At 42.0% G+C, this 15,535-nt stretch carries 8 protein-coding genes; all 8 read left to right on the top strand.

What is annotated here, in order from left to right:
• Positions 1-34: 34 nt before the first annotated feature.
• The 8 genes from B9T30_RS05925 (at position 35) to B9T30_RS05890 (ending at position 15,480) form a co-directional block, all read left to right on the top strand.
• Positions 35-6,250: a type I secretion C-terminal target domain-containing protein gene (locus B9T30_RS05925; RefSeq protein WP_205666508.1), complete on the top strand. Its 6,216-nt coding sequence runs from the start codon at positions 35-37 to the stop codon at positions 6,248-6,250.
• Positions 6,251-6,378: 128 nt separating this feature from the next.
• On the top strand, positions 6,379-7,464 hold the full coding sequence (locus B9T30_RS05920; protein WP_086184181.1) for a glycosyltransferase family 2 protein: 1,086 nt from the start codon (positions 6,379-6,381) through the stop codon (positions 7,462-7,464).
• A gap of 874 nt (positions 7,465-8,338) precedes the next feature.
• On the top strand, positions 8,339-9,841 hold the full coding sequence (locus B9T30_RS05915) for a TolC family outer membrane protein (protein WP_086184180.1): 1,503 nt from the start codon (positions 8,339-8,341) through the stop codon (positions 9,839-9,841).
• Positions 9,838-11,979, top strand: coding sequence for a type I secretion system permease/ATPase (locus B9T30_RS05910; protein WP_086184179.1), 2,142 nt, complete (start codon positions 9,838-9,840; stop codon positions 11,977-11,979). Before B9T30_RS05915 ends, B9T30_RS05910 begins: the two co-directional genes overlap by 4 nt.
• 3 nt (positions 11,980-11,982) lie before the next feature.
• Positions 11,983-13,173 carry an HlyD family type I secretion periplasmic adaptor subunit gene (locus B9T30_RS05905; RefSeq protein WP_086184178.1) on the top strand — a complete coding sequence of 397 codons (1,191 nt, stop codon included), beginning with the start codon at positions 11,983-11,985 and terminating at the stop codon, positions 13,171-13,173.
• Between the two features lie 350 nt (positions 13,174-13,523).
• Positions 13,524-14,162: a vWA domain-containing protein gene (locus tag B9T30_RS05900; RefSeq protein WP_086184177.1), complete on the top strand. Its 639-nt coding sequence runs from the start codon at positions 13,524-13,526 to the stop codon at positions 14,160-14,162.
• 30 nt (positions 14,163-14,192) lie between these two features.
• Entirely contained in the window at positions 14,193-14,834 is a 642-nt protein-coding gene (locus tag B9T30_RS05895; protein WP_086184176.1) for a TerD family protein, read from the top strand.
• Between the two features lie 10 nt (positions 14,835-14,844).
• On the top strand, positions 14,845-15,480 hold the full coding sequence (locus tag B9T30_RS05890; RefSeq protein WP_086164908.1) for a vWA domain-containing protein: 636 nt from the start codon (positions 14,845-14,847) through the stop codon (positions 15,478-15,480).
• Positions 15,481-15,535 lie beyond the last annotated feature (55 nt).

Raw genomic sequence — 15,535 nt, 5'->3', positions numbered from 1 at the left:
AACTGGTTCTACAGGTGGAACAGGCTCTACCGGTGTGACTGGTGATATTGGCGCAACTGGTTCTACTGGTGTGACTGGCGCTACAGGCGGTACAGGATCTACCGGTGCGACGGGTGATATTGGTGCAACTGGTTCTACTGGTGTGACTGGCGCTACAGGCGGTACAGGATCTACAGGCGCTACGGGTGCCACAGGCGATACGGGTGCTACAGGTGGAACGGGATCTACCGGTGCGACGGGTGATATTGGCGCAACTGGTTCTACTGGTGTGACTGGCGCTACAGGATCTACAGGATCTACGGGTGCCACAGGCGATACGGGTGCTACAGGTGGAACAGGCTCTACCGGTGCGACGGGTGATATTGGCGCAACTGGTTCTACTGGTGCTACAGGCGGTACAGGATCTACAGGCGCTACGGGTGCCACAGGTGATACGGGCGCTACAGGTGGAACAGGCTCTACCGGTGCGACTGGTGATATTGGCGCAACTGGTTCTACTGGTGTGACTGGCGCAACTGGTTCTACTGGTGTGACTGGAGCTACAGGCGGGACAGGATCTACAGGCTCTACCGGTGCGACTGGTGGTATTGGTGCAACTGGTTCTACTGGTGTGACTGGCGCTACAGGCGGAACAGGATCTACAGGCTCTACGGGTGCTACAGGTGGTACAGGCTCTACGGGTGCGACGGGTGATATTGGCGCAACTGGTTCTACTGGTGTGACTGGCGCTACAGGCGGTACAGGATCTACAGGCTCTACGGGTGCCACAGGCGATACGGGCGCTACAGGCGGGACAGGATCTACCGGTGCGACGGGTGATATTGGCGCAACTGGTTCTACTGGTGTGACTGGCGCTACAGGATCTACGGGTGCCACAGGCGATATTGGTGCAACTGGCTCTACCGGTGCGACGGGTGATATTGGTGCAACTGGTTCTACAGGTGTGACTGGCGCTACAGGCGGGACAGGATCTACAGGCTCTACGGGTGCCACAGGTGGAACGGGATCTACCGGTGCGACTGGTGATATTGGTGCAACTGGTTCTACTGGTGCCACAGGCGATACGGGTGCTACAGGTGGAACAGGCTCTACAGGTGCCACAGGCGATACGGGTGCTACAGGTGGTACAGGATCTACCGGTGCGACGGGTGATATTGGCGCAACTGGTTCTACTGGTGTGACTGGCGCTACAGGCGGGACAGGATCTACGGGTGCGACTGGTGATATTGGTGCAACTGGTTCTACTGGTGTGACGGGCGCTACAGGTGGAACGGGATCTACGGGTGCGACGGGTGATATTGGCGCAACTGGTTCTACAGGCTCTACGGGTGGAACAGGATCTACAGGCTCTACGGGTGCCACAGGTGATACGGGCGCTACAGGTGGAACAGGCTCTACTGGCGTAAGTGGTTCAGCTGATTTGATCACTGGAACCAAACTAAATTCTGATGCTAACTCTAATGGCAAATTAAGTCAGGGAGAGCTTCGGGATGGCCCAAATACAATAACGATTGCTCTAGGTGCAGATGCAAAAGCGGGCGATAAGATTATTGTGAATGGTACAAGCTACACACTGATCCAAGCGGATATCAGTGCTAAAGAGATTACCGTTCCTGTAACTGTTGTTGATGGGCTAAACTTTATTCGTGTGGATGCTAATAATCCACAAGGTCAAACAGATGTAGAGTTTAAATTCTTTGAAGTATCAGCGGGTAAATACATTGGCAATGTTGAGGTTGTAAACGATGCAAATCACAACAATATTATTGATAATAGCGAGTTAGGTGTAGGCAATACTGTTAATGTGCGTGTGCAGATAGGCGCCGATGTTCGAGCTGGTGATGTTGTTACTTTGGATGGCATAAACCATACAGTAACTGCTGCGGATATAAGCAATGGCTATGTAGCGTTTAATAATGTCCCAGTCACACAAGGACAAAAGGAAACGCTAGAAGTTGAAATAAAAACAGGTGTTGATGTATTAGACAGTACTTCGAAGGATATCAGTGTCGATGGTGCAGCTCGCAATATTGTAGAGTCAATTGCCTTCCCGAATGATGCGAATGTGGATGGCACGCTTAATATCGTCGAAATGAATGGTAAAAATTATACAGCCGTTAAAATTACCTTGGGTACAGGTGCTAAAGCGGGAGACATCGTTGTTGTCAATGGTGACAAATATATTCTTAATGCAGCAGAAGTGGGCAGTGGAATACTCAATGTAAATGTCGCTGTACGAGAAGGTCAAAATCCAATTGAGGTCACAGCAACAGATGAGTGGGGTACTGTTGATCGTACATCTAATTCAATTATTGTTGATGTCTTACCGCCAGCCTCTCCAACACTTGCCCCAATAGCCATTGATGATATTCTATTGCATATAGGCAATATTTCCGATGGCTCGGTGACCAATGATAATCGTCCAGAAATTACAGGTAGCGGACGGACACAAGGAGAAACCATAACGCTTTATGTCAATGGTACAGCAGTGACTGGAGCAGGAACCCCCATCATTGTGCAAGCGGATGGTAAATGGAGCTACACACCTACAACTGGTTGGCCAGATGCTAATTATGACATTGCTTATACGGTGTCAGACAGCAATGGTAATGTCTCAAATCAATCACCAAAACTGAATTTTAAAATTGATACTGGTGCGCCTATAGGCGGTACAGTTGCGATTAATACACCAATCGCAGGTGATGGTGTGGTTGATACAGGTAAAGCGGGTACGAATATCTCGGTAACAGGTACAGTGACCATTCCTGTTGATGCAGTCACAACGAGCATCACAGTCACAGTGAATGGGCAAGATTATCAGGCGATTGTAAACACATTGACAGGAACATGGACAGCAACCATTCCAGGCAGTCAATTTGCCAAAGCTGCGGGCAATGTTCATGTAAAAGCCATCTTTACAGATGCCGCGGGGAATACATCCTTACCAGCAATTGACGATGAACCTTATAGCCTCAATATTCCTGCCCTCTTAAGTGATGCCGTACTTGCAGGCACAGGTGCAAACCCACCTGTAACAGGCAGTAATCTTAAAGCAGGTATCAGTTTGGGCATGAATAATGCCACAGAGCCAGTAACGGTTGTTGATGGCAATGGTAATCCAGTTCCACTGACTGTCGGTGGTGTACCACTGGTATGGAGTGGTACAGGTACAAGTGCTGATCCATTTGTTGCAAAAGCAAATGGTGTTGAAGCATTCCGAATTACCCTTACCGATGCTGGTACATACAGCATTGTACAAAGTCATAGTGTGGATCACCGCTTAGCCGGTGCAGACAAGATCACAATTAACATTCCAGTCTTGGCAGGTGGTCAGCCGCATGATGTATTGAAACTTGAAATTGCCGATGATGTACCGACTGCAACACCAGCTGCTAGTGCTAATTTAACTCAGACTGTGACACAAGGAGCAGATACGCTGATAGTGAGTACACCGCAAACCTATCGTGGCAGTGCCGTCGGAACATTTGGCGGTGATATGGATGGTGCGCATGTTAGCAAAGTCACGATTGAAGGGGTTAATTTCAGCTATAACGGTACCAGTGTTACGCCCCCTGCGAGCTTTGCGGGCACCAATGTCGTAGCGTCTCATACCGTGACGGATAGTTCAGGCACATCGTTAATTGTCACCACCGTCCGTGGTGAGACCATTACAGTGAATCTGAATACAGGTAACTATACTGTAGAGGTGACAGGTCAAGGCGTTGCACTCAATGAAGCGCCTGAGGCAAATATTACTGGAACTGGTGGTCTGCTAGGGGGCGGTATTATTAACGCTGATGCGTTGGGTGTGATTGATCTGGCGCAAACCCAAACCTTCTCGGTTTCAGATGCCAATGAGAACTTGCTGAAAGTGAATGTCGGTTATGAAACATCTAGTTTAACAACTGCTTTGGATGGATTGGTTACACAGCAGTTGGATAGCACTCTAGTTGCCTTAGCGAAGATTCCTGTAGTTGGTCCTATTGTTGCAAACCTCTTAATTGGGCTTGGGGTTAAACAACTTTTAAATGTGTTATTAAATAATCCTGTAATGCAATTGGTATCTGCTGCTGTTCTTAAACCTTTAACGGATACAGTACAGGCTGTTCTGAATAGCAAATTACTATTGGATTATGATGCTCAGCTTGCAGCCGAGCTTGGCTTAAAAGTCACTGCTGTTGCTGGAGATTATAACAATAACTTTAAAGCAAGCTTAGTGGTTGAATCCCTTACTGCAAATGGTGTAGTCGATTCTTTAGCGGTCAATCAACTATTAAGTACAGTTCACGCGAAAGATGATGGCGGTGGTTTGCTTGATTTGTTGGGTTCAAATCTTAACTTGTTGACCTCATTAAAATTGCAAGCTTTTGATCAGGACGGTGCTACTAGTACTCCAGAGTCTCAGGATATTACCGTTCAACTTGGCTTAATCACATCCAGTATTCAAGCGAATAGCATAGTGATTAAGGATAACGGCTCTAATCTGGATCAGAGTGGTGCAACATCATCGGTGCAAATCTATGGCCTAGGTGGAGACGACACCATCATAGGTAGTAACTTTGCTGACATTATTCGTGGCGGTACGGGCATTGATACCATTGATGGCGGTGCAGGAAATGATCTGATTATTGGCGGTAAAGGTAATGATATTTTAACAGGTGGCTTGGGTCGTGACGTTTTCCGCTGGGAAGCTGGCGATCAAGGTATTGTGGGAACACCCGCAATAGATACGATTAAGGACTTTGATATTCGTTCAGTGGCTCAGGGCGGCGATGTGCTTGATCTTTCCAGCTTATTGTCTGGTGCGAGCCGTGTCGGGACGAATTCGGTAAATATTGGTCAGTATCTTTTCTTCACTGAAAATGCGGGCAACACTGAAATTCATATCAGCAGTACAGGTAATACCGTAACGGCAGTCGATCAAGTGATTGTGCTTGAGGGTGTGACAGGTTTTGTGGGTCAGTTTGCCAGTAAGGAAGACTTGATTTCTTACTTGCTAAAGTCAGGTAAATTAATTATTGCAGATAAAACGGTTGATCAAGCCACTTACGATTTGATTAAAGGCGATGGTGAGCTAAATATTGACATTGAAATTCAGGATGGTGATGGTGACAAGGCATTACACGAAGTGGATTTAACGGTTGGTAATCTGCAAGATGCCAATAAATATTTACCAGACTTTGATCCAAACAATGTTGCACCAGAAGTGAGTGTCGAACTCAATCAGCTTTTAGGCTTGATTGGCGCAGATGCACTTGGGTTACTGGATTTAAGCCGTCAGGCCTATTCAGTGATTGATGTAAATCATAATTTACAACGAGTTGAATTGGTCTATCAACCGGTGGTGAATGTGGGTCTAACCCGTGCTTACTATTCTGTGAGTGCAGAATTAGCGGCAGAGCTGGGCTTAAAAGTTGAATCTGTGACCAAGGGCGGTCTATTAAATCTGCTTGGTTATAGTAATACGCTCATCATTACATCGTTGGATGGCAAAACCATCAGTAATCTTGCCATGAATGAGCTGTTAGCCGCAGTCGAGTTAAGAGCAGAAAATGGCACTTTGTTGACAGGAAATTTGTTGACAGCCGATGTCCTAAACTCGGTTTCCCTCACTGCAATTGACAGTCAAGGCGAATCCGCATCAGCAAGCGGTGATCGCTTAGTTGACGTGAATTTGCTGGATCAATTCAGCAATGGTCAAGAATACATTTTCGAAGGTAATACTGTAGCCAATCTATTGGATCATTCTACCAAAATCGAAAGTGTTCGCTTATATGGCTACGATGGTGACGATACGCTGATTGGTGGTTCAGGCCATGATTTATTGCGTGGCGGAGACGGTAACGACATCTTAAATGGCGGGGCAGGCAAGGACTTACTGATTGGTGGATCTGGTAATGATACGCTCACTGGTGGTACTGGTGCCGATACCGCATTGTTTGAGTTATTAGATAATCTTGATACAAGAGGCGGCAATGGTACGGATACGTGGACTGATTTTACCCTCGGAAATGTCAATACCAATAGCGAAGCAGATAAAATTAATATCGCGAGTCTATTGGATGGTCATCAAACCGAGGCAAATTTAGGTGACTATTTGTCTGTCAGTTTTAATGGCACTGATACGGTTATTCGTATTGATCGTGATGGTGGTGCTACAGCCTTCGCAGGAAAAGTCGATTTACTGATCTTAAAAAATGTCGATACAAATCTGCAAGATTTATTGAATAACGATCAAATTATCTTTTAAATTTTAGAATTTAAGGGATGCAAAAGGCACTTTGTAAATTGGTTTACAAAGTGCCTTACAAGTTGATAAAGCATTAATTTGATATATGTTTTTGTGTTGATTATATAAGTGAGGAGATTTTGAATTTAATGGAAACGCATATTCGCCTTAATATGATTGTCAAAAATGAAGCTCATGTTATTTTAAGATGTTTAGCCTCTGTAAAACCATGGATAGACTCTTGGTGTATTGTGGATACGGGTTCTAGTGATGGTACTCAGGAGCTTATTCAGGACTATTTAAAAGATATACCCGGACAGTTGTATGAACGTCCTTGGAAAAATTTTGGTTTTAATCGTACAGAAGCAATTGAACTTGCTCAATCCAATGATTTACCCCATGCGGACTATTTACTCTTTATTGATGCAGATGAAACCTTATTTGCCGATCCAGATTTTAACCCTCCCCCGCTGAAAGAGTCTGCTTATTATTTTAATGTGGTTTATGGCAGTTTGCGCTATAGACGAAATGCTTTGGTTTCGACCCAGTTAACATGGATTTGGAAAGGGGTATTGCATGAATTTTTACACTCTGCATCGCCCCATGTCTGGCATACCTTAGACGGCTTAAATATTTGTGTTCAGCATGATGGTGCACGAGCAAAAATTGCCGATACTTATTTAAAGGATATTGCATTGCTGGAGCAAGGTTTGCAGGATGAACCTGATAATTTGCGCTATTTATTTTATTTAGCCCAGAGTTATCGTGATGCAAAAATGCTAGAAAAAAGTCGTGAGTTTTACTTAAAAAGAGCCAGTGCAGGCGGTTGGGAAGAAGAACGCTGGATGGCGCAATTTCGTGCGGCCCAAATGGCTGAACGTCTGGGGCTAAGTGAAGAAATTGTCTACAAAGAGTATCTACAAAGTTGGGTTGCTCGGCAGCAACGCGCAGAGCCACTATATGAATTAGCACGATATTATAGAGGAAAGAACCTTTTTGATTTGGCGAGTTATTTTGCACAGCAGGCGGCAAATATTACTCTACCGCAAGATAAATTATTTGTGGATGCCAGTGTGTATGAGTGGCGTGCTTTGGATGAACTTGCTGTTGCAGCGAGTTATTGTGTTGCTTATAAAGCTGCGGGTAAGGCAGCAATACAAAAAATGATTATAGATAATAAATATCCGACTTCACAAAAGGAACGTATTTTAGCCAATGAAAAATTTTTTAAATAAAATTTAACATTAAAGTAACCGAATAATAATATTAACTGTCACTAGGTTTTCTAGTGGTGGTTAATCTATTATACTTATAATCTGTGGTTGTGTTTTTAATGTAGATAAGCTAAAAATAAAATATTAATTTGCTAAAATATAAATGGTTTATATGCTGAATGTTATTCACTTAATGATTATTTAAGGATAGGTTTATGCATTAATTTGGATGTTGATAAATTTAATATTGTTGCTCTATATTCTACGTTTCAACTTTAATAAAGAGTTTATTTTTATATTGGAAGTTATTGCAATTGATTGGGTTTTTAAAATAATTTGTATTGTGTTTGTCCTGTCTTTAATTAATATCTTATATTTAATATGGTTTTTATTTTTTTCAAATGATCAACATGTGCTTAAGCCTTTATTAAATCACAGATCAGTATGAGTGGAATGAATTAATATTTCAAGTAATTGATTTTTATGAATATGTAAAATTATTTTTTAATGATTTTACATATTTATATCATGGTTATGAATAAGACTGTAGAAGAAAGTAAAATTGAATTTTAATGAGTATGTAATGTGAAAATAATATAAATTTTATCAAAACAATTATGATGCTTAGATGTTTTTTCTTAAATGATGTAAATGATTTTTTTGTTAAATAAAATAAAAAATTATAATATGATATTTGAGTGATGCTAGTCATCAAAAATGATTTGTACTTGATTTTAATCTGCTCTATTTTTTTTTGTATTTGTTGTTGTCCTGAGTGGTTGTTGTTTTTTATATTTATAATGAATTTTTATTTTTAATTTGGTTTAAAATGCAGGTGGAATAATTAAAAATATATGCTTAAATAAGAAAATCAATTTTAATTATAAATTACTTAATGATGAAAATAAGGGTTACAATAATTTTAATTTTGCCTTTTTCTGTACCCATTGCATATGTTCATGCAGAAACATCAACAGACTATTTAACTTCTGTGCAGAGTGGAATCAGTCAACTGTTTACACCAAAGCCAACAGAAGATGTCAATAAAGTTAGTGTTCGCTCATTCAGTCATTTTCAATTAGATACTTCTCAAGTTCAAGAATTGCCGCAAGTGACTCTAGCCATAGGGGCTAATGCTGAAAGACAAAAACCATTTGCGGGTTATGCAACCAGCTTAAATTTTAATGAGGCGATTTTAGCGGCATTACAACGCCGACCTGAAATTACCCAGAGTATTGCGTCAGTCGCTGCTCAAAGTGCCTATATTGATGTGGCAAAAGCGCAGTACTATCCACAGCTTTCAGGTGGGATTGGCACAGGGGATTTAACTTCGGGGGAACGTGGGCGGCAAGTACTGAGTCTTTCAGCGACGCAAATGTTGTATGACTTTGGCAAGGTTAAAACCTCAGTTAATGTTGAGCAAGCCAAACGATTACAAGAACAAGCGAAGGTGCTGGTGACGCTGGATGATATGGCTTATCAAGTTGCCGATGCGATTGTCAATATCAAGCGTTATCAGGACATTGTGTTGATTGCAAATCAGCAAATCAAGGGCATTGGCCGGATTGCTGAAATTGCCAATTTACGCGCCAAAGCGGGCATTAGTAGCCAAGCTGATCCCATCCAAGCGCAGTCGAATTTAGAAGCGGCACAATCGAATTTAATTATTCAACAAACCTACCTCGGGCAGTATCAACAAAAGCTCAGAACCCTGCTGGGTTATGATATATCCGCAATTCATTGGCAAATTCCAGAACGTTTGGTTAAAGATTCTGAACTTTATGCCGATCCAGAATTTAATCAAATTCCCCGCATGATGGTGGCACAAGTGGGGGTGGAAGTTGCAAAATTACAAAAGCAAAAAACCAAACTGAGCAATTATCCCACGTTGAATGTCAAAGGCTCTTTAAGCCAAGCCATTAATGGTCGAAACCCCAATAATAATGAAGATGACGGTTTTTATAATTCCATCATGCTAGAAGCATCGAGCAATTTTTATCAAGGTGGTGCAATCGCTTCGCAAACACGTGCCGCCAGTTATGCAGAAGAGGCAGCAAAGGCGCAAGTCAATACCACCTATCTTGAGGTGTTAGATCAAATCCGATTGATTCGTGAAGAAATTGAAAATAAACAAAGGCAAATCGGCGTGTTGGCGGCCAGAAAAGAAACCACGGTTCGTACCAAAGAGCTGTATCAAGAACAATATAAATTAGGGACACGCACAGTGGTGGATTTATTAAATGCAGAACAAGCCATTCACGGTGCAGCACAAGAAATTGAAGCCGCACGGTATGACATTTATAGCGCTATTGTGAGATATATCCGAGTCACGGGTCGTTCACGTGACCTGTATGACCTCAATAATATTTCCATTCAAGGGTTTGAGGTGCAGCCATGAGTCATAGCATCAATTATCAGCCGTGGCTGCAAGCGGTCTTCACCATTGCCAAGCATTATCGTATCGAACCTTCTGAAGAACGTATTCGTTTGCAATTGGATTGGAATCCGAATCAGAGCATTGATGACATCTTGACCCTAATCACACGCCAAATTGGCATGAGCCTGCGCAAAGCCAGTTTTAGTGAAGATTTAATCAATCCATGGCGTCTTCCCGTGCTGGTTGAATTCCATAGTGGGCAAGTGGCGATTATTGACAAGGTCGATGTCGATGGCAATGCCAGTGTTCAGTTCAGTGGTGATCAGGGACTGGCGCAAATCTTAACGCTAGATGTGCTGAAAGAAAATATTGGTCATGTTTATATTCTCCGACCTGCAAAGTCAGTGCCTGATGCGCGCGTCGATGAATATATTAAACCCTATGAAAGCAGCTGGTTTTGGTCGATTGTTTTACGCGACTGGAAGCGTTATGTCGATGTCATGTTTGCATCCATGCTGGCCAATATTTTGGCATTGGCTACCATCGTTTTTTCCATGAATGTCTATGATCGGGTCATCCCTGCACAATCGACCACCACGCTTTGGGTACTGGCGGGTGGGGTGTTAATTGCGGCTATTTTTGAATTTAGTTTAAAAGTCGCACGGATTTATTTATCTGACATTATTGGTAAGCGTGCCGATTTACGTATTTCCGATCGGGTTTTTGGTCATGCCCTCAGAATTAAAAATAGTGAGCGTTCCAAATCAACGGGGAGTTTTATTTCACAAATCCGTGAGCTGGAGGGTGTGCGTGATTTGGTGACCTCGACCACAATCTCCGCCATTTCAGATTTACCCTTTTTCTTCTTATTTCTTGGCATTTTTTGGCTCATCGGTGGCAATTTATTTTGGGTGATGTTGGTTATTGTGCCTTTAATGATTCTTCCCGGTCTATTGGCACAAAAACCTTTGGCTAAACTGGCCAATGAAGGGATGCGCGAAGGGGCGATTCGTAATGCCATGTTGGTTGAAGCGGTACAAGGGATTGAAGATATTAAATTACTGCGTGCCGAAGCACGCTTTCAAAACCAATGGAACCATATGAATGAAGCATCTGCGGATGTTTCTATGCGACAACGTAAAATTGTCGGGGTCATGTCAGCATGGACACAAAAAATCCAAGGTTTGGCTTTTGCCATTGTGGTTTTGGTGGGTGCTTTTGCAGTGATGAAAGGTGATATGAGTACAGGTGCTTTGGTGGCGTGTTCGATGTTGTCTTCTCGGATGCTGGGTCCAATTGCACAAATCACTGGGGTGTTAGGGCGTTGGCAACAAGCCAAAGTAGCAAAAGCGGGTTTAGATGAGTTAATGAAAAAAGCGGTAGACCAGCCTGATCATGCACATTTAATCCATCGACCAGTGCTGAATGGGCATTATGAATTAACAGGCGTGAACTTTAAATATGGCGAAGATGATCCCAAGCCCAGCCTGATGATTGCTCAGCTTGAAATTAAAGTGGGTGAGAAAATCGCCATTCTTGGGCGTAATGGGGCCGGTAAATCGACCTTATTGCAATTGTTGTCTGGGATGCAAACACCTGTGCAAGGAAAAATTAAATTAGATGGTGTAGAGCTGGGCTTGATTGATCCGTCAGATGTGCGTCGTGATATGGCGTTATTAAATCAGAACGCGCATTTATTTTTTGGTACGGTACGCGAAAACTTAACTTTAGGCGCACCTTTAGCCAATGATGAAGAAATTTTAGCTGCACTGAAAATCACGGGGGCAATCAACTTTGTACAAGAAAAGAAAGAAGGCTTAGACCACATTATTTTAGAAGGCGGTGTCGGTTTTTCTGGGGGACAAAAACAAGCCTTACTGTTGTCGCGCTTGTTGATTCGTCAACCGAACATTCTGCTCTTAGATGAACCTACCGCGTCCATAGATGAAGTCTCGGAAAAACAATTTATTGAGCATTTAAAAGGCTGGCTCGGACAAAAAACATTGCTGGTTGCAACACATCGTCGTGCTGTTCTGGAATTGGTGGATCGGATTATTGTCATTAATGACGGCAAGGTGGTGATGGATGGGCCACGGGATCAAATTTTAAACCAAAATCAAAATCAACAACCACCAAAAGTGCATGTGGTCGGGGGCTAAATCATGGGCGAGAAAAAATTAGCATTAGAACGTCCGATGAAGGTGGTGGAATTAGAACCACCGTTACCGAAGGCGAGTGTTTTTATTTGGATTATTTGTATTGGCTTATTGGTTATTTTGGCTTGGGCTTGGTTGTTTAAATTAGAAGAAGTTTCGACCGGAACAGGTAAAGTCATTCCTTCATCCAAAGAGCAAATAATTCAGTCTTTAGAAGGCGGTATTGTCACCAAAATGAATGTGCATGAAGGAGAAATTGTCACCCAAGGTCAAGTCTTGGCGCAGTTAGATCCCACACGATTTGCATCCAATGTGGGCGAGTCCGAGTCCTTGCTAATGTCATCCCGAGCGACAGCAGCGCGTCTACGTGCAGAGGTCAATGGTACAGCACTGATTTTTCCACCTGAAGTTTTATCTGAAACTCAATTGGTGCATGAAGAAACGGCTTTGTACCGTTCACGTCGTGCCAATTTAGAACAATCTATTTCTGGTTTAGCACAGGCTTTGGTTTTGGTGCAACAAGAATTAGCCATGACCGAACCTTTGGTTGCCAAAGGGGCTGCGAGTGAAGTGGAGGTTTTACGTTTAAAACGTCAGGCCAATGAATTACGTAATCAAATGAATGATATACGCAACCAATATTATGTGAAATCGCGTGAAGAGTTGTCGAAAGCAAATACCGATATTGAAACTCAACAACAAGTGGTAAAAGGTAAGACGGATACTTTAAGTCGTGCAGTGTTTAAGTCACCTGTACGTGGCGTGGTCAAAGAAATTGATGTCATGACCATGGGTGGCATTGTGCCGCAAAATGGCAAACTGATGACCATTGTCCCTTTAGATGAACAACTGCTGATTGAAGCGAGAATTTCACCACGGGATATTGCCTTTATTCATCCTGGACAGGAAGCCTTGGTCAAAATCACTGCCTATGACTATTCGATTTATGGCGGGTTAAAAGGCAAAGTCAGCATCATTTCGCCAGATACTTTGCGGGATGAAGTGAAGCAGGATCAATTTTACTATCGGGTTTATATCCGCACAGATTCAGACAAATTAAGCAATAAAGCAGGTCACACATTCAGTATTACCCCCGGTATGGTGGCAACCGTGGATATTCGTACGGGTGAGAAAACAGTCTTGGATTATTTGATTAAACCCTTTAATAAAGCGCAAGAAGCATTACGCGAACGATAGGCTGTAATGTTTCATCAAATATTGAACAAGAACATGAATAACAATTGATGAGTGATGTAGCATTTTAGGCTTAACTCATCCGTTGTGATTTTTGAAAATAATAGAAAGCACATTTGCTTTAGGTTTTGGTCATACAGGTTGAATGGTGGTTTTGTGTAACTTAGCTAATAAGTTTCATCAAGGATATTTGAATGAGTGATCAAAAAATTGTAACTTTCACTTGTGGTTCTCTTGGCTTAATATTATTAATATTCAATAGAAAAAATTATAGGATTTTTTATAACGAATCAAAATTTTTATGATCAATCGCGACAGAATAAGAAAAAATTTAAAATTTTTTAGGGGGTAAAATGAGAAGACTACCAGTTTATTTATTACTCGATACATCAGGGTCAATGATGGGGGAACCTATCGAAGCAGTCAAAAATGGTGTTGAGACGCTGGTCTCTTCATTAAGACAAGATCCTTATGCATTAGAAACAGCGTATCTTTCGATCATTAGTTTTGACACACATGCAAAACAAATTATACCTTTGACTGAAATCGCGATGTTTAACTCCCCACCATTGCAAGCGACAGGAACAACACAGTTAGGCGAAGCATTGGTCTTATTGGCTGATAAAATTGAACAAGAAGTTCAAAAAACAACGCCTGAAACTCGGGGAGATTGGAAACCATTAATTTTTATTATGACCGATGGTATTCCTACTGATGATTGGAAAAAAGGCTTTGAAAAATTAAAACAAGTAAAAACAGGAATGATTATTGCCTGTGCAGCAGGTCACAATGCCGATACTTCAATTTTAAAGCAAATCACTGAAGTTGTGGTCGAGTTGGCAACTGCCGATACCAATACCATCAAAGCCTTCTTTAAATGGGTTTCTGCAAGTATTTCTACGGGCAGTCAGAAAGTTGATGCTGGTCAGAAAGAAGTGAGTGGATTGAATGATTTACCGCCGCCACCACCTGAAGTAAATGTTGTACTCTAATTAAAATTCAATAATACAAAGGAAATAATAATGGCGATCACATTAGCCAAAGGGCAAGGTTTAAGTCTTGAAAAATCACAACATAATTTGTCTTTAGTGACGATTGGTTTAGGTTGGGATATTGCAGCACAAAAGAAGCGTTTTTTAGGGGGTTTATTTAGTGAGCAACCTGCCGAATATGATCTAGATGTGGTTGCTTTTTTATGTGATGCAAACGATACAGTCCGAGATGTAGGACGTGATTCGTCAGGAAATCCAACGCTTAAAAACAGTGATGTAATTTTTTTTAATAATCTAAAACATCGTTCAGGTGATATTTGGCTGACCGGAGATAATCGTACAGGAGCCGGTGATGGAGATGATGAACAAATTATTGTGAAGTTAAATTCACTGTCTAATGATTATCACAAGATTGTATTTATTGTTCAGATTTATGAGGGTGCTAAAAATAATCAGCACTTTGGTCAAGTTCAGAATGCATTTATTCGTGCAGTTGATGCTTCTGGTAAAGAGATGGTGCGTTTTAATTTGTCAGGAAAAGATCAATACGATCAACAACGTTCATTATTATTTGCAGAGTTGGTTCGTGAAAGTAATGGCTGGAAATTTAATGCGCTAGGTTCATCTTCTGCATCTGATAATTTTGTAGAATGGTTAAAAAAATACGTCTAAAGAGATAAAAATGCGTCGTCTACCAGTTTATATTTTGCTTGATACCTCGGGTTCTATGCGAGGAGAACCGATTCATTCTCTCAATGTTGGGCTTCAGTCTATGCTCAGCGCATTAAGGCAGGATCCTTATGCTTTAGAAAGTGTACATTTGAGTGTCATCACATTTGATATGGACGCAAAAGTATATTTGCCTTTAACGCCTTTAGATCAAATCCAAATTCCTGATATTGATGTACCAAATGTGGGTGCAACTTTTATGGGTGCTGCTTTGGAGTTGTTAACGCATGAAGTTCAGCAAAATGTTAAAAAAACGACAGACGAGCAAAGAGGAGATTGGCGTCCATTATTATTCTTAATGACCGATGGTTCACCGTCGGACGTTTATGCCTATCAACAAATTGTACCCGTCATTCAGCAATTAAACTTTGCGAGTATTGTCGCTTGTGCTGCGGGACCGAAAGCGAAAACAGAATTTTTATTACAGCTAACCAATCAGGTGGTTGTACTCGACACAATGGACTCTAATTCTTTTTCAAGTTTCTTTAAGTGGGTTTCAGCCAGTGTGGTTGCGGGGAGTAGCAGTGCTGGAGTGACTGACTCTATTTCTTTACCGCCACCACCATCGGAAATACAGTTGGTTTTATAGTCCGTATTCAAAAGACATATGCACCATTCATAGCTGTCTTTTGAATATCCCAACC

Source organism: Acinetobacter sp. ANC 4973, from assembly GCF_002135275.1.
In the GTDB taxonomy this organism is placed as follows: domain Bacteria; phylum Pseudomonadota; class Gammaproteobacteria; order Pseudomonadales; family Moraxellaceae; genus Acinetobacter; species Acinetobacter kyonggiensis.
Note: the sequence above shows the minus strand (reverse complement) of the source record. Positions and strands in the feature narration are given on the sequence as shown.